The following is a 13,570-nucleotide window of genomic DNA, read 5'->3' as shown; positions in this document are numbered from 1 at the left end:
GCAGGGTCCTTCGACCCTGCGCGATCGGTGACACCGCCACCTCCAGCCCATGGCACCGGGCTCGACGTGACCGCACCGGCCCGGCCGATCGCCCTGCTGCGGACTACGGAGACGGCCGGTTCGACCCGTGCCGGCGCGTCGGGCGCCGCTGCCCCGTCCGTAGACTTCCATCATGGAACGGAAGAGCTTTCAGGACATGAGCTGCCCGGTCGCGCTGGCGCTGGAACGGGTCGGCGAGTGGTGGAGCATCCTCATCCTGCGCGACGCGAGCCATGGCATCACCCGGTTCGACGGGTTCCAGAAGAGCCTGGGCATCTCACCGAACTCCCTGACGCGCCGGCTCGGCGCGCTCGTCGAGGCCGGCCTTCTCGAGCGCCGCCGCTACAGCGAGCGCCCCCCGAGGGACGAGTACGTCCTGACCGAGGCCGGCCATGCATTCCAGCCGGTCCTCACCACCCTGTACGCCTTTGGCACCAAGCACTTTCCGCCGAACGAGCCGAACGTCCGCCTGGTGGACAAGGAGTCGGGCAACGACGTCGATCCGCTGCTGATCGACCGGACGACCGGCCACCCCATCGACGAGGAACACACCACGTTCATGCCGGGCCCGTCCGCGGACGACCGGCTCCGAGCCGTACTCGAGTGGAGGAATCGGCAGACCTCGTGATCGCACGGTGACCACGATCACCACAACCAGTCACTTGCATGATGGTAGTGACTCTCCTACTGTGAGCCCCCGAGCCCGCAAACGAGCGTGAGCACGTGGGCGGCCGGCTCGGATCAGATGGCCGAGCACCGCTCCACCGGCCGCCGCCGAGACGGGGGCCGTCACACGACGAGGTGTGCCATGAGCGCTTCAGCAGGCGGCCGAGCCGTCCGACACCACCGCGCAGCGATCACGTCGAGCCGCCGAAGTGATCGATTACCGCTCGACCCGAGTGAACAGCTCACCGGCACCGAGCAGTTCACTCCGGAGGACGCCGGAAGGGCCGTCACCACGGATGCCGTCACCCGGTCCTGGCCGGCTCTCGGCGATCAGCACCACGCGCTGCCCCTGAACCATTCGGGCAGCGTTTGCTCGCGCCCCTGCCGCGCTCGCCGAACGACGCGCCGGTCCCGATCGGGCACAAGGCCGAGCGTGAGACACCTCGCTCTCCGGCGGTAACCGACACCACCACTACCGGTGTTGCTGCGGCGCCCCGCTGGGCGATCAACTGACCGGCAGCAAAGAGCCGTTGGAAAGCCGCCTGACTGCCGCCGCCGTCCCTCACCCATCTGACGACGGGCCCTGCCCGCATCGGCACTCACCCGGGACGACCGGTCGTGAAGTTGCCCGCGCCCTGCTGACGTTGTGACGTTGCGGGCCACCCCCGGGCCCGCTCAGCTCGTCGGCACACCCCCTTGCCTTGGGCTTCCACGACACCGAGCCCGGACCCCAGCACCCCCCCTGCGAGCCAACAGCCGAGCGGAGAGACCTGTGCCTGCCGTACTCGTTCATGGCGTCCCGGACACCCACCACGTATGGGACGACGTCCTTGACCACCTGCCACGAACCGATGTCCTCACCCTCGCACTGCCCGGCTTCGGATGCCCCGTACCGGAAGGCTTCACCTCCACCAAGGAGGAGTACGTCGACTGGATCATCGCCCGGCTGGAGGGACTCGGCAGCCCGGCCGACCTCGTCGGCCACGACTGGGGCTGCGCCCTCACCGCACGCGTCGCCTCGCTGCGTCCCGACCTGGTCAGAACCTGGGCCGGCGGCGACGCTTCGGTCAGCGGTGCGGTCGAGTGGCACGACCTCGGGAAGATCTGGCAGACCCCCAAGGCCGGAGAGCAGTGGATGGCCGAGTTCGACGCGCCCAAGCTGAGCAAGCTGCTGCAGGCCAGCGGCGTGCCCACCCATCGCGCCGAGCAGACCGCAAGCCGGCTGGACACCACGATGAAGGAGAGCATCCTTCGCCTCTACCGCTCCGCTGCCCACGTCGGTGACGAATGGGAGATGGGTCTGGCGAGCCTTATGAGCCCCTCCCTCGTGTTCTGGGGCATCGCCGACCAGTTCGAGCCGGTGGAACGCGCCGACATTCTCGCCAAGAGCGTCAGGGCCACGAACGTCGTCCGCCTGGACAGCGGCCACTGGGGACCGGTCCAACGCCCGCGCGAACTCGCCGACGCGCTGACACAGCACTGGGAAAGCGTCCGGACCTAGCCATCGCCTCCGGAACGAGAGGGCCGGCTGCACCCGCTCGACCGGGGTGAGAGGTGCCGCATCCCGTCTCTGCGAACTCCTGCCGCCAAAGAAAGAGAGAGCCAATGTCCCGACTCGACAACGTGACCGTCCTGGGCTCAGGTGTGCTGGGCGGACAGATCGCCTGGCACAGCGCGTTCAAGGGCAAGACCGTCACCGTGTACGACATCGATCCAGACGCGATCGTGCGCTGCCAGGCCGCGCACGACCAGTACGCCGCCATCTACCTGTCGGACGTGGGCGCCGACGAGGCGGACATCGCTGCCGCCCGGGAGCGTCTGACGTACGGCACCGACCTGGCTGCCGCGGTCGCCCGGGCGGACCTGGTGATCGAGGCGGTGCCGGAGATCCCCGCGGTCAAGACGGCCGTGTACGAGGAGTTGGCCGGACTGCTGTCCGCGGACACCCTCATCGCGACGAACTCCTCGACGTTCCTCCCCAGGGACTTCGCCTCGGCCACGGGCCGTCCGGAGAAGTTCTGCGCTCTGCACTTCTCCAACATGATCTGGGCGATGAACTTCGCCGAGATCATGGCTCACCCGGGTACGTCGCCACAGACGCTCACCGAGGTCACGGAGTTCGCCGTCGAGATCGGCATGCTGCCGATCCCCGTGCGCAAGGAACAGCACGGCTATGTCGTCAACACGTGGCTGGTCCCCTTCCTCAACGCCGCGCAGACCCTCGTGACCAACGGAGTCGCCACGCCCGAGGACGTGGACCGCACGTTCTTGTACACGGGCGCCAGGTTCGGGCCGCTGGGCATGATGGACATGATCGGCATGAAGACGGCGTACGACGTCCTCTCCCACTGGGCGAGAGAGAACGACGACGCGCAGATGGGCGCCAACGCCGAGTACGTCAAGAAGAACTTCCTGGACCGCGGACGGCTGGGACTGCAGACCGGCGGGGGCTACTACGACTACCCCGACCCGGCCTACCAGCGTCCCGGCTTCCTCGATGTCCCCGACATCTCCGCCGTACCGGACCTCGTGTCCCTGATAGTGCCGATCGAAGGAGCCTGACATGAGCGGAACCGCCCGAGCGACACAGAGACTAGAACACGTCGACGTACTGATCGTCGGAGCCGGCATCTCCGGCATCGACACGGCCTATCACCTGAAGTCGAAGCAGCCGGGCCGGACCTTCGCCATCGTCGACGGACGCGACGCGATCGGCGGGACCTGGGACCTGTTCCGCTATCCGGGCATCCGGTCCGACGCCGACATGCAGAGCTTCGGTCTCGGCTTCAAGCCGTGGACCAAGGACAACGCCATCGCCGACGCCCACGAGATCCTCGACTACCTGCGCGAGGCGATCGCCGAGAACGGCCTCGATCAGTACCTGCACCTCGGCCACAAGGTTCTGGGCGCCAACTTCTCGTCCGACACGGCACGCTGGACCGTCACACTCGAGCGCACCAGTGACGGCGAGCAGTTCGACGTCACCTGCGGCGTGCTGTTCTCCGCCGCCGGCTACTACGACTACGCCGGCGGATACACCCCCCACTTCGAGGGGCGCGAGGACTTCCGCGGACCGGTCGTCCACCCGCAACAGTGGCCGGAGGACCTCGACTACGCCGGGAAGAAGGTCGTCGTCATCGGCAGCGGCGCCACCGCCGTGACACTCCTGCCCTCGATGGCCGACAAGGCCGGCCACGTCACCATGCTGCAGCGTTCGCCTTCCTACGTGCTGCCGGTCCCCCGCCGGGACCCGATCGCCAACACCCTGCGCCAGCTGCTGCCGGAGACGGTCGCGTACGGGATCTCACGGCGACTCAACACCAACCGTCAGCGTCTGATCCTGGCCGCGAGCCGCCGCTACCCGCGGCAGATGCGCCGCCTGATCCGCAAGCTCAACGCCCGGGCGCTGCCCGCGGGTTACGCGGTCGACACCCACTTCAACCCCCGCTACAACCCATGGGACCAGCGGTTGTGCGTGGTCCCCGACTCCGACCTGTTCAAGGCCATCTCCAGCGGTGCGGCCTCGGTGGTCACCGACCGCATCACGCGGTTCACCGAACACGGGATCCTGCTCGAGTCGGGCAACGAGCTCGAAGCCGACATCATCGTCACGGCCACCGGACTGAACATGCTGCCGTTCGGCGGGATCGCCCTGCACGTCGACGGGCAGGCCGTCGACCTCCACGACCACTTCATCTACAAGTCGATGATGGTCAGCGGTGTGCCCAACTTCGCCTTCGCGCTCGGCTACACCACCAACGCGTGGACGCTGAAGGTGGACCTGGTCGCCGATCACCTGTGCCGGCTGCTCGCCCACATGGACCGCCACGGCTACGCCACCGTCACCCCGGTCGCCGACGACCCGTCGCTCACCGGACGGCCGTTCCTGGACATGGACACGGCGTACATCAACCGGGCCATGCACCTGTTCCCCCAACAGGGCTCCCACGGCCCGTGGACGGTGAGTCAGGACTACGCACTCGACCGTGCCCGGCTGGGCACCGGCCCGGTCGAGGACCCCGCACTCCGGTTCACCGCAACCGGGGTGGGCCATTCCGCTGCACCGGGCGCGGCGGCGCACAGGGAAGCGGCGGCGTGAGCGCGCCCGCCTTCATCTCCGTCAGGGGACGGCGCACCCGCGTCCGTGTCGCGGGTGACCCGGCCGGCCCGCCCGTGCTGATGCTGCACGGCATCGGCCGCAGTCTCGAGGACTGGGCCCCGCAGTACCCACGCCTTGCCCAGGGGTACCGGTTGATCTCTCTCGACCTTCCGGGCTTCGGGTTCTCCGCCCGCTCCCCCGAGCCCACCACACTGCAGGTGCTGGCACGCGGAGCGCTCGAGACGCTCGACGCCCTCGGCGAACGGCGTCCCCTGCACGTGCTCGGCAACTCGCTCGGCGGCGCCATCGCGCAGCGGTTGCTCGCGCTCGACGCGGAACGGGTGACCTCGCTGGTGCTGGTCGACAGCGCCGGATTCGGCCCCGAGGTCGCGTTCGCGTTGCGGCTGCTCGCCCTGCCCGTCCTCGGCCCCCTCGCCATCCGACGCACCACGCGCGCCGGCGCGCTCATGACCGAACGCCTGATGTACGCCGACCCGGCGGTGGCCACCAAGGAGCGCGTCGACCACGCCCTGGCCATCGCCCGGCAGCCCGGTCCGGGCGCCGTGCTGCTGGAGACGGTGCGAGGACTCTCCACCGTGCGCGGCGCGAAGCCCGGCTGGCAGGCCGAGCTGGCCGCCGCCGTCGTGAAGTACCCGCGCCCCACCCTGATCATCTGGGGCGAGGACGACCGGGTTCTGCCCGCCCGTCACCTCGACTCCGCACGCGGGCTCCTGCCGCACGCCGAGACCCATCTCCTGCCGGGGATCGGTCACATGCCGCAGGTCGAGTGCCCCGACCGGTTCGCCGAGCTCGTCCTGGCCTTTCTCGCCGCGACGAAACACCGTGACGGCACCCTCCCGCGAGACAGCGCGGCCTCCCGGTGATCGCTGCGACCGCCTGCCGCACAGCCCCAAGACCCTGAGCAATGGAGTCCGTCATGTTCGCCAGCCCTTTTCCCGACGTCGACATCCCCGAAGTGAGCGTGTACGACCTGCTTTTCGCAGACATCAGCCGGACGGATCTGGACCGGATCGCGCTCATCGATGCCGTCGGCGGCGCGCGGACCACGTACCGGGAGCTGATCGAGCGGGTGAACGCGACGGCCGGGGCACTGGCCGCCCGCGGCATCGGCGTCGGAGACGTGGTGGGCCTGCTGGCTCCGAACTCGTCCCTGTTCGCGGTGGCCTTCCACGGTATTCTGCGGGCCGGCGCCACGGCGACCACCGTGAACGCGTTGTTCACCGCGAACGACATCGCCAAACAGCTCACCGACGCGAACGCGACGATGCTGATCACGGTCAGTGCGCTGCTGCCGCAGGCCCGGGAGGCGGCAGAGTCCGCGGGGATCGCGCCGCGGCGCCTGATCGTCCTGGACGGCGACGGTGAAGCGGCCACCGGCCACCCGAACGCCGGCGATCTGCTCGCCCAGGACGCCCCGGCACCGCAGGCCGACTTCGATCCCGCCAGACACCTGGCCGTTCTGCCCTACAGCTCCGGCACCACCGGCGACCCCAAGGGCGTCATGCTCACCCACCGCAACCTGGTCGCCAACGTGGCCCAGACCCGGCCGCTGCTCGCCATGAGCGCCGAGGACAGGATCCTCGCGGTGCTGCCGTTCTTCCACATCTACGGGATGACCGTCCTGCTCAACGCCGCGTTGCACGCGCGGGCGACGCTCGTCGTCATGCCCCGCTTCGAGCTGGCCGCGTTCCTGGGCACCATCCAGGAACACCGGGTCACCTACGGTTTCATCGCGCCTCCCGTCGCGGTGGCGCTGGCCAAGCACCCTCAGGTCGACGAGTACGACCTGTCCTCGCTGAGTGTCGTCCTGTCCGGCGCCGCACCCTTGGACGCCGATCTCGGAAGCGCCGTCGCCGAGCGGCTGGACGTACGGGTGCTCCAGGGCTTCGGCATGAGCGAGCTGAGCCCGGTCAGTCACGTCATGCCCCGCGACGGCGGCCAGGACCGCTTCGGCGAGAGCGCCCCGCTCAGCTCCTGCGGCTGGCCCGTCCCCAACACGGTCAACAAGCTCGTCGATCCCGCCACCGGCAAGGAGATCGCCTACCCCGCCGACGGGCTGAGCGCGCCGGGCGAGTTGTGGGTCAAGGGGCCCAACGTGATGACCGCCTACCTGGGCAACCCGCAGGCGACCGCGGACACGATCGACGCCGACGGGTTCCTGCACACCGGCGACCTCGCCCAAGTCGACGGTGCGGGCAGGGTGTTCATCGTCGACCGGCTCAAGGAACTGATCAAGTACAAGGGTTACCAGGTCCCGCCCGCCGAACTGGAGGCGCTGCTGCTGACCCACCCGGCCGTCACCGACGCCGCCGTCATCGGGGTCACCGACAGCGACGGCGAGGAGATCCCCAAGGCGTTCGTCGTGCGCCGGCCTGGCACCGACCTGACCGCGCAGGAGGTCATCGCGTTCGTGGCGGCGCGCGTCGCCCCGTACAAGAAGGTCCGGCGGGTCGAGTTCATCGATGCCATCCCCAAGTCCGCGTCCGGCAAGATCCTGCGCAAGGAGCTCCGCGCCCCGAGCACGTGACGCGCGCCGTCGGGAACGACCGGCGGGGCATCAGGCGCCGCCGCCCGGGGGCAGGAGTGCCTCGCCGAGCAGCCGCCAGTACGGCATCGCGGAGGCGCCCGGCTCGATCCCGATCACCTGCACCGCGACATGATCGGCGCCGGCCTCGACATGGGCATGGAGCTTGTCGACGACGGTGTCCAGGTCGCCCCAGAACACGAGGTCGTCGACGATGCGGTCACCGCCACCGGCGATCTCCTCCTCCGAGTAGCCGAGACGGCGGAACTTCGCGATGTTGTACGGGGAGTTGAGATAGATGTGCAGGTGTTCCCGCGCGATCGCGCGGGCCTTGCCGGGGTCCGACTCGAACAGCACGGCGTGTTCGACGCCCAGGAACGCGTCCGGCCCGAGGATCTCGCGCGCCTGCGCGGTGTGCGCCACGTTGACGTGGTAGGTCTGCGCGCCGGCCGTGCGGTCGCGCGCCAGCTCAAGCATCCTCGGCCCGTATGCGGCCATGATGCGGCGCATCGGAGCATTGGGCATGGGGTTGGGCGTCTGTCCGCTGAGGGCGTCCAGCTCGTCCAGGTACGCGGTCATGGCCGCCAGCGGCCTGACCACCGCGCCCTGCCCGGGCCCACCGCCGAATCCCAGGCCCAGCACATGCCGGCCGGGGTAGGCGTCAGCCAGCAGGAGGGAGGCTCCGTACGCCCACCTGGCCCCGCGTGACCAGATCTGCGCGATGCCGTTGACGACGCGCATCCGATCGGTGCCGGCGAGCAGATATCCGGCGTGCGTGAGCGCGTCGCGCCCGAGGAGCTCGGGAACCCACAGTGCCCGCCAGCCCTGTTCCTCCAGCTCCTGGGCCGCATCGCGTATCTGTGCGGCCGGTTGGAACTCGAAGTCGAACGTGTAGACCCCGAACGTCCCGAGATCCAGACCATCTATGCCACCCATCGGACGATCCCCTCTTGCAGTAGACAGACCTGTCTGTTAGCTTAACCGTCATGAGCACGGAGACCAAGCGACGCCCGGCCCGGGACCGCATCCTCGACACCGCCTCGGAGCTGTTCTTCACCCACGGCATCCACGCCGTCGGCGTCGACCGGCTGATCGCCGAGTCGGGGGTCGCCAAGGCCACGCTGTACAAGCACTTCCCCGGCAAGGACGACGTGGTCTCCGCCTACCTGCGCCGCATGGACAGCAACTGGCGAGGTCACCTGCGCGCGGCGGCGCTCGCGGGCGGCGAGGATCCGCGCGACCAACTCCGAGGTGTCTTCACGGCGTTGGAACGCACGGCACGGGAGGGGCGACTCGGCTGCGCGTTCATCAACGCGGTGGCGGAGTACCAGCCCGGCAGCGCCGTCCACGCCGTCGCCGCCGAACACAAGCACGCCGTACGGGCATGGGTGCGCGACCTGGCCGCGGCCGCCGGAGCCGCGGACCCCGACACTCTGGCGCTCCAGCTGACGCTCCTCATCGACGGCACGCTGGCGGCGACACGCGTCGAGCATGCCGGCAGCGTCGCCACCGCCGCACGCCAGGCGGCACACACCATGATCGACGTGGCTTGCGGCTCGGCCCGCTGACCACACCGGACGCGGCCACCACGCCGTGACAGGCCACTCGCATCCGCAAAATAGACAGACCTTTCTGTTCACCACATCTACCTCGCGATCGAAGGGACTTGATCCACATGTCCGAGCAGACCCTCCCCACCACCGCCCACGCCTGGCACCTGGACTCCCGCCCGGAGGGCTGGCCCACCCCGTCGGACCTCTCGCTGCGCGAGGTGGAGCTCCCTGCCCCCGGCCCGGGGCAGCTCCTGGTCGCCAACGAGTACCTCTCGGTCGACCCCTACATGCGCGGCCGGATGAGCGACAAGAAGTCCTACATCGAGCCGTACGACGTGGGTGCACCGCTGGACGGCCCCGCGGTCGGCCGCGTCCTGGCCTCCAACGCCGAGGGCTTCGCACCCGGCGACCATGTGGTGCACTTCCTCGGCTGGCGCGACCACGCCGTCATCGATGCCGCGGGTGCCCAGAAGGTGGACCCGAACCTGGCGCCGCTGAGCGCATACCTGGGCGTGCTCGGCGTCACCGGCCTCACCGCCTACATCGGGCTGGAGCGGTTCGCGAAGATCAAGGAGGGCGACACGGTCTTCGTCTCCGGCGCGGCCGGCGCGGTCGGCAGCGTGGCCGGCCAGATCGCCAAGCTCAAGGGCGCGGGCCGGGTCATCGGCAGCGCGGGCTCGGACGCGAAGGTCAAGTCGCTGATCGAGGAGTACGGCTTCGACGCGGCGTTCAACTACAAGAACGGTCCGGTCGCCGAGCAGCTGGCGCAGGCCGCGCCGGACGGCATCGACGTCTTCTTCGACAACGTCGGCGGCGAGCACCTGGAGGCGGCCATCGGCGCGCTCCGGCTGCACGCACGCATCGTGCTGTGCGGGATGGTCTCCCAGTACAACGACGAGAAGGTCGTCGGACCGCGCAACCTGTGGAACCTGTCGGTGACGCGATCGGACATCCTGTCCTTCATGGTCAGCGAGGAGCTGGACCTCCAGCCCGACTTCGTCCGCGAGGTCGGCGGCTGGCTCGCCGAGGGCAAGCTGACCTACCGCGAGACCGTGCAGGAGGGCCTGGACAACACCCTGGAGGCCTTCCTCTCCATGATGCGGGGCGAGAACACCGGAAAGATGATCGTCAAGCTCTGAGCCCACCTGCCGGAGGGGGCCGGCCGTGCACAGCCCGGCCCTCTCACCCGCATACAGGCTCGGTATCCCAGGGACACCTGCCGAGCCGACGTGCTCTCCGTGACGGCGGCACCTTCTACCAACCAGTTGACCGCATACCGAGCGCCCCGCTCAGGGCCTTGGCCTGCGTGAGCGTACCGATCCGCTCCGTCACTGGCCACGGCGGTTTGTGCAGTGCGGCGAACGCCGGCCCCGACTCAAGACGCGTCGGTGGTCGGCAACGCAAGTCAGCCGGCATAGCCCGTCTCTGCGGCGGAAGCCGCAGAGACGGGCCGCGAACGAGCAATCGGACAAGGAGATTTCCCTCGCGGCCACCCCAGCCCAGTTAAAGGCCATCCATGGCTGCGGAACTCAGGAGCCTTCCGACTTGACGGGCATCCAGCTTCCCGTCCCGGTGGTGAACGGCGAATCCGACAAAATGCCACCCAGCGTCAATTCCGTCGGCCTGGCCCGACGCCTACCGAATGCTGAGCTCAGGCTTTTCCCGATGCCGGCCACGGCGGCATATTCCAGTATCACGAGGAGTTCGTCGACGAAGCTCTGATATTCCTCGATTCATGAATTCAGTGATCGGCTCCCGTCCTGCTCCCCTTTCCCTGCCAGACCCACGAAAGCTGTGAGGACATGACCATCGACGTCGACGACAGCATCATCCGCCCGTTCCGCATCGACATCCCGCAGGCCGACCTGGACGATCTCCGCGATCGCCTCGGCCGTGTCCGGCTGCCCGATTCGATTCCCGGGACCGGGTGGGAGATGGGCATACCGGTCGACCACCTGGCCGAACTGGCTGAATACTGGCGCACGACCTACGACTGGCGCGCCTGGGAGCGACGGCTGAACGAACTGCCGCAGTTCACCACCACGATCGACGGCCAGAGCATCCATTTCCTGCACGTCCGCTCCCCCGAGCCCGATGCCACCCCGCTGATCCTCACGCACGGATGGCCCGGCTCGTTCGTCGAGTTCCTGCACGTGGTCGGCCCCCTGAGCGACCCGCGGGCGCACGGCGGCGACCCGGCTGACGCCTTCCACCTGGTCATCCCTTCCATCCCGGGATTCGGGTTCTCGGGCCCGGTCACCGAACGGGGCTGGGATCCCACGCGGGTGGCGGGCGCCTGGGCGCAGTTGATGGCCCGCCTCGGCTACGACCGCTACGGCGCCCAGGGCGGCGACTGGGGCTCGCTCGTCTCCCAGGCGATCGGGCGCGTGGATGCCGATCACGTCATCGGCGTGCATGTCAACTTCCTGGCACCCGACACCGGCACGCCGGGAGACCTCGCCGAGCTGAGCCCCGACGACAAGGCCCGGATCGACCGCAATCTGGCGCTCCAGGCTGACGGCAGCGCCTACTTCGCCATCCAGGCGACCCGGCCGCAGACCATCGGGGTGGCACTGGCCGACTCCCCTGCCGGGCAACTCGCCTGGATGGCGGAGAAGTTCAAGGAGTGGACCGATCCCGCCAGCGGGACAGAGGGGTCCGGCGCGGTCGACCGCGATCACATGCTCACCAACATCACGCTGTACTGGCTGACCAACACCGCCGCCTCATCGGCCCGGTTCTACTACGAGGTCACCCACCCGGCGAAGGACCTCCGGCAAGAAGCCGACCCGCTCGACGTCCGGCCCGAGCCGCCCACCACCCCCTGGGGCGTCGCGGTCTTCCCTCACGACGTTCTGCCTGTCCGCGCCCTCGCGGAGCGCGGCGCCAACATCGTGCGCTGGACCGAGTTCGACCGTGGCGGCCACTTCGCCGCCATGGAAGAGCCTGAACTCCTCGTCGGCGACATCCGCGCCTTCTTCCGGGAACTGCCCCACTGAGCACAGTGCATCGTGAAAACTGCATGTCAGATGGCCTGGTGTGCGTAGGCGTCGGGAGGCTCTGGCAGGTCCGGGGCGGTAGTCCACTGACAAGATCATCCGTCAGCGGCGACTTCCCGGTTCGTCAGCACCAGCAGGGCCCGCACCAGCGCGGTCGCCCACCTCGGATCCGTGCGGACCTTGCCGAGGACACGCCAGTTCTTGAGATGCGCGAAGCCGTGCTCGACCGGAGCCCGCACCGCGGCCAGTGCCTTGTTGGACAGCTTCTGACCACGGGTCAGGGGCCGGAACCCGGCACATGTCGTCAGGAGCTGTTCTCGGCGTCGGACGGCCTGTGGCCGCAGGGGTGAATCGGTGGGTCACTCCCTGCCCGCGCAGTGCGGACCGGCGGTGCGTCCCGTCGACACCACTTCCAGCCTGCCGATGAGATCACGCCCGCACGGACCTCTCAGGTCGCTCTTCCACGCTGCCGGGTTGGGGCGGGTACCTGCGGTCAGTCCCGCAGGGCCCGCCGGATGAACTCCTCGCGGGTGGCGACGGAGGCCCGGGACACCGAGGCGTGGGCTCCTATCTGATCGGACCCGTGGAAGCCGCCGCCCCACATGTGGAGGTCCACGTTCACACCCGCCTCGGAGAGGCGGCGCGCGTAGGTGAGGATCTCGTCGCGGAACAGCTCGGCCGAGCCGGTGTCGATGTAGGTGCGCGGCAGATTACCGAGGTCCTCGGCGCGGGCCGGGGCTGCGTAGGGCGACACGTCCGGAGTGCCGCGGCGCTCGCCCAGCAGTGATGTCCAGCCGAACAGGTTGCTGTTGCGGTCCCAGCCGGTCAGGCCGTCCAGCATGCGGCTGCTGTGGGTTTCGAAGCGATCGTCGAGCATGGGACAGACCAGCACCTGGTGGGTGAGCCTGGGGAAGGCGCGGTCGCGGGCGAGCAGCGCGGTTCCGGCCGCCAGCCCGCCGCCGGCGCTGATGCCTGCGATGAGCAGGCGGTCGGGGTCGATGCCCAACTCGTCCGCGTTCTTCGCCGTCCACGCCAGTCCGGCGTAGCAGTCCTCGACGGGAGCGGGGTCGGGATGCTCGGGGGCCAGCCGGTACTCGACCGACACGACGACCGCGCCGCCCTCGGCGACGAAGGGCACGAAGGACTCCACACCTGTGCGGCGGTCCCCTACCACCATTCCGCCACCGTGGACGTAGTAGATGCCCGCCCGGGGAGTGCTGCTGCCGTCGGCGGGGCTGAGGATGAGGAGGGTGATGTCCGGTGCCCCTTCGGGCCCGGGGACCTGGCGTTCCTCGACCCTGACGCGGCCGCCCGCGGTCAGGTCCGCAGGCTCCATGCCGGGCATTCCCTCGGTCAGGAGCCGTCGGACCGAGGGGAGGGTCTCGTGCGACAGGACGGGCATCGCACCGCGTATCGCCTCCTCGGCGAGAACGAGTTCGGGGTCGAACGGCGGCCGGGTCGTCGTGGGGCCGAGTATTTCTGTGGTCGTCTGGTCGGTCATCGTTGTCTCCTTCGGGAAAGGAAAGGTGTGAAAGCAGTTGCCCTCGCGCCGCGGCAGTCCGCCAGGTGTCCGGGGATGTCCGGGGAGGCCGCTGCCAGGGCCTTGGCGGCGACGGCGACACCGTCGAGCAGGACGTGGTCGGGGTTGTCCCTGGCTGCCGGAGCCACG

At 69.2% G+C, this 13,570-nt stretch carries 11 protein-coding genes and 1 pseudogene; 9 read left to right on the top strand and 3 right to left on the bottom strand.

Going from position 1 to position 13,570, the window contains the following annotated elements:
* Nucleotides 1-172 precede the first annotated feature (172 nt).
* The 6 genes from AQJ58_RS36620 (at nucleotide 173) to AQJ58_RS36595 (ending at nucleotide 7,352) form a co-directional block, all read left to right on the top strand.
* Complete coding sequence (locus AQJ58_RS36620) at nucleotides 173-667, top strand: winged helix-turn-helix transcriptional regulator (protein WP_067258383.1); 495 nt, start codon at nucleotides 173-175, stop codon at nucleotides 665-667.
* Nucleotides 668-1,477: 810 nt separating this feature from the next.
* Nucleotides 1,478-2,206 carry an alpha/beta fold hydrolase gene (locus tag AQJ58_RS36615; protein WP_067258380.1) on the top strand — a complete coding sequence of 243 codons (729 nt, stop codon included), beginning with the start codon at nucleotides 1,478-1,480 and terminating at the stop codon, nucleotides 2,204-2,206.
* Nucleotides 2,207-2,310: 104 nt separating this feature from the next.
* Nucleotides 2,311-3,267, top strand: a complete 957-nt coding sequence (locus tag AQJ58_RS36610; RefSeq protein WP_067258377.1) for a 3-hydroxyacyl-CoA dehydrogenase — start codon at nucleotides 2,311-2,313, stop codon at nucleotides 3,265-3,267.
* 1 nt (nucleotide 3,268) lies between these two features.
* Nucleotides 3,269-4,804, top strand: a complete 1,536-nt coding sequence (locus tag AQJ58_RS36605) for a flavin-containing monooxygenase (RefSeq protein WP_067258376.1) — start codon at nucleotides 3,269-3,271, stop codon at nucleotides 4,802-4,804.
* Nucleotides 4,801-5,688, top strand: a complete 888-nt coding sequence (locus AQJ58_RS36600) for an alpha/beta fold hydrolase (protein WP_067258373.1) — start codon at nucleotides 4,801-4,803, stop codon at nucleotides 5,686-5,688. Before AQJ58_RS36605 ends, AQJ58_RS36600 begins: the two co-directional genes overlap by 4 nt.
* 53 nt (nucleotides 5,689-5,741) lie before the next feature.
* Nucleotides 5,742-7,352 (top strand): 4-coumarate--CoA ligase family protein, encoded by a 1,611-nt coding sequence (locus AQJ58_RS36595; protein WP_199844770.1) that lies wholly within the window; start codon nucleotides 5,742-5,744, stop codon nucleotides 7,350-7,352.
* A 30-nt stretch (nucleotides 7,353-7,382) separates the two neighbouring features.
* Here AQJ58_RS36595 and AQJ58_RS36590 read toward each other — a convergent pair whose 3' ends face one another.
* Nucleotides 7,383-8,285 carry a TIGR03620 family F420-dependent LLM class oxidoreductase gene (locus AQJ58_RS36590; protein WP_067258368.1) on the bottom strand — a complete coding sequence of 301 codons (903 nt, stop codon included), beginning with the start codon at nucleotides 8,283-8,285 and terminating at the stop codon, nucleotides 7,383-7,385.
* 50 nt (nucleotides 8,286-8,335) lie between these two features.
* Between AQJ58_RS36590 and AQJ58_RS36585 the strand changes: the two genes are divergently transcribed.
* The 3 genes from AQJ58_RS36585 to AQJ58_RS36575 all read left to right on the top strand — a co-directional run bounded on the left by AQJ58_RS36585 (nucleotide 8,336) and on the right by AQJ58_RS36575 (nucleotide 11,901).
* Entirely contained in the window at nucleotides 8,336-8,917 is a 582-nt protein-coding gene (locus AQJ58_RS36585) for a TetR/AcrR family transcriptional regulator (protein WP_067258366.1), read from the top strand.
* A gap of 107 nt (nucleotides 8,918-9,024) precedes the next feature.
* On the top strand, nucleotides 9,025-10,041 hold the full coding sequence (locus tag AQJ58_RS36580; protein WP_067258364.1) for an NADP-dependent oxidoreductase: 1,017 nt from the start codon (nucleotides 9,025-9,027) through the stop codon (nucleotides 10,039-10,041).
* Between the two features lie 663 nt (nucleotides 10,042-10,704).
* Complete coding sequence (locus AQJ58_RS36575) at nucleotides 10,705-11,901, top strand: epoxide hydrolase family protein (protein WP_067258361.1); 1,197 nt, start codon at nucleotides 10,705-10,707, stop codon at nucleotides 11,899-11,901.
* Between the two features lie 95 nt (nucleotides 11,902-11,996).
* Here the strand turns inward: AQJ58_RS36575 and AQJ58_RS36570 are convergent.
* Nucleotides 11,997-12,188 (bottom strand): annotated as a pseudogene (locus tag AQJ58_RS36570) (transposase family protein); the annotation flags it as partial.
* Between the two features lie 206 nt (nucleotides 12,189-12,394).
* A complete protein-coding gene (locus AQJ58_RS36565) occupies nucleotides 12,395-13,402 on the bottom strand; it encodes an alpha/beta hydrolase (RefSeq protein WP_067258357.1) in 1,008 nt (335 codons plus the stop codon).
* Nucleotides 13,403-13,570: the final 168 nt, after the last annotated feature.

This window comes from Streptomyces sp. DSM 15324 (genome assembly GCF_001514285.1).
Lineage (GTDB): Bacteria > Actinomycetota > Actinomycetes > Streptomycetales > Streptomycetaceae > Streptomyces.
Note: the sequence above shows the minus strand (reverse complement) of the source record. Positions and strands in the feature narration are given on the sequence as shown.

Excerpts from the sequence above, each read along its gene's own strand:
- AQJ58_RS36575 (WP_067258361.1), top strand. The coding sequence starts at position 10,705 with ATGACCATCGACGTCGACGACAGCATCATCCGCCCGTTCCGCATCGAC.
- AQJ58_RS36605 (WP_067258376.1), top strand. The coding sequence starts at position 3,269 with ATGAGCGGAACCGCCCGAGCGACACAGAGACTAGAACACGTCGACGTA.
- AQJ58_RS36610 (WP_067258377.1), top strand. The coding sequence starts at position 2,311 with ATGTCCCGACTCGACAACGTGACCGTCCTGGGCTCAGGTGTGCTGGGC.
- AQJ58_RS36590 (WP_067258368.1), bottom strand. The coding sequence starts at position 8,285 with ATGGGTGGCATAGATGGTCTGGATCTCGGGACGTTCGGGGTCTACACG.
- AQJ58_RS36595 (WP_199844770.1), top strand. The coding sequence starts at position 5,742 with ATGTTCGCCAGCCCTTTTCCCGACGTCGACATCCCCGAAGTGAGCGTG.
- AQJ58_RS36580 (WP_067258364.1), top strand. The coding sequence starts at position 9,025 with ATGTCCGAGCAGACCCTCCCCACCACCGCCCACGCCTGGCACCTGGAC.
- AQJ58_RS36565 (WP_067258357.1), bottom strand. The coding sequence starts at position 13,402 with ATGACCGACCAGACGACCACAGAAATACTCGGCCCCACGACGACCCGG.
- AQJ58_RS36585 (WP_067258366.1), top strand. The coding sequence starts at position 8,336 with ATGAGCACGGAGACCAAGCGACGCCCGGCCCGGGACCGCATCCTCGAC.
- AQJ58_RS36620 (WP_067258383.1), top strand. The coding sequence starts at position 173 with ATGGAACGGAAGAGCTTTCAGGACATGAGCTGCCCGGTCGCGCTGGCG.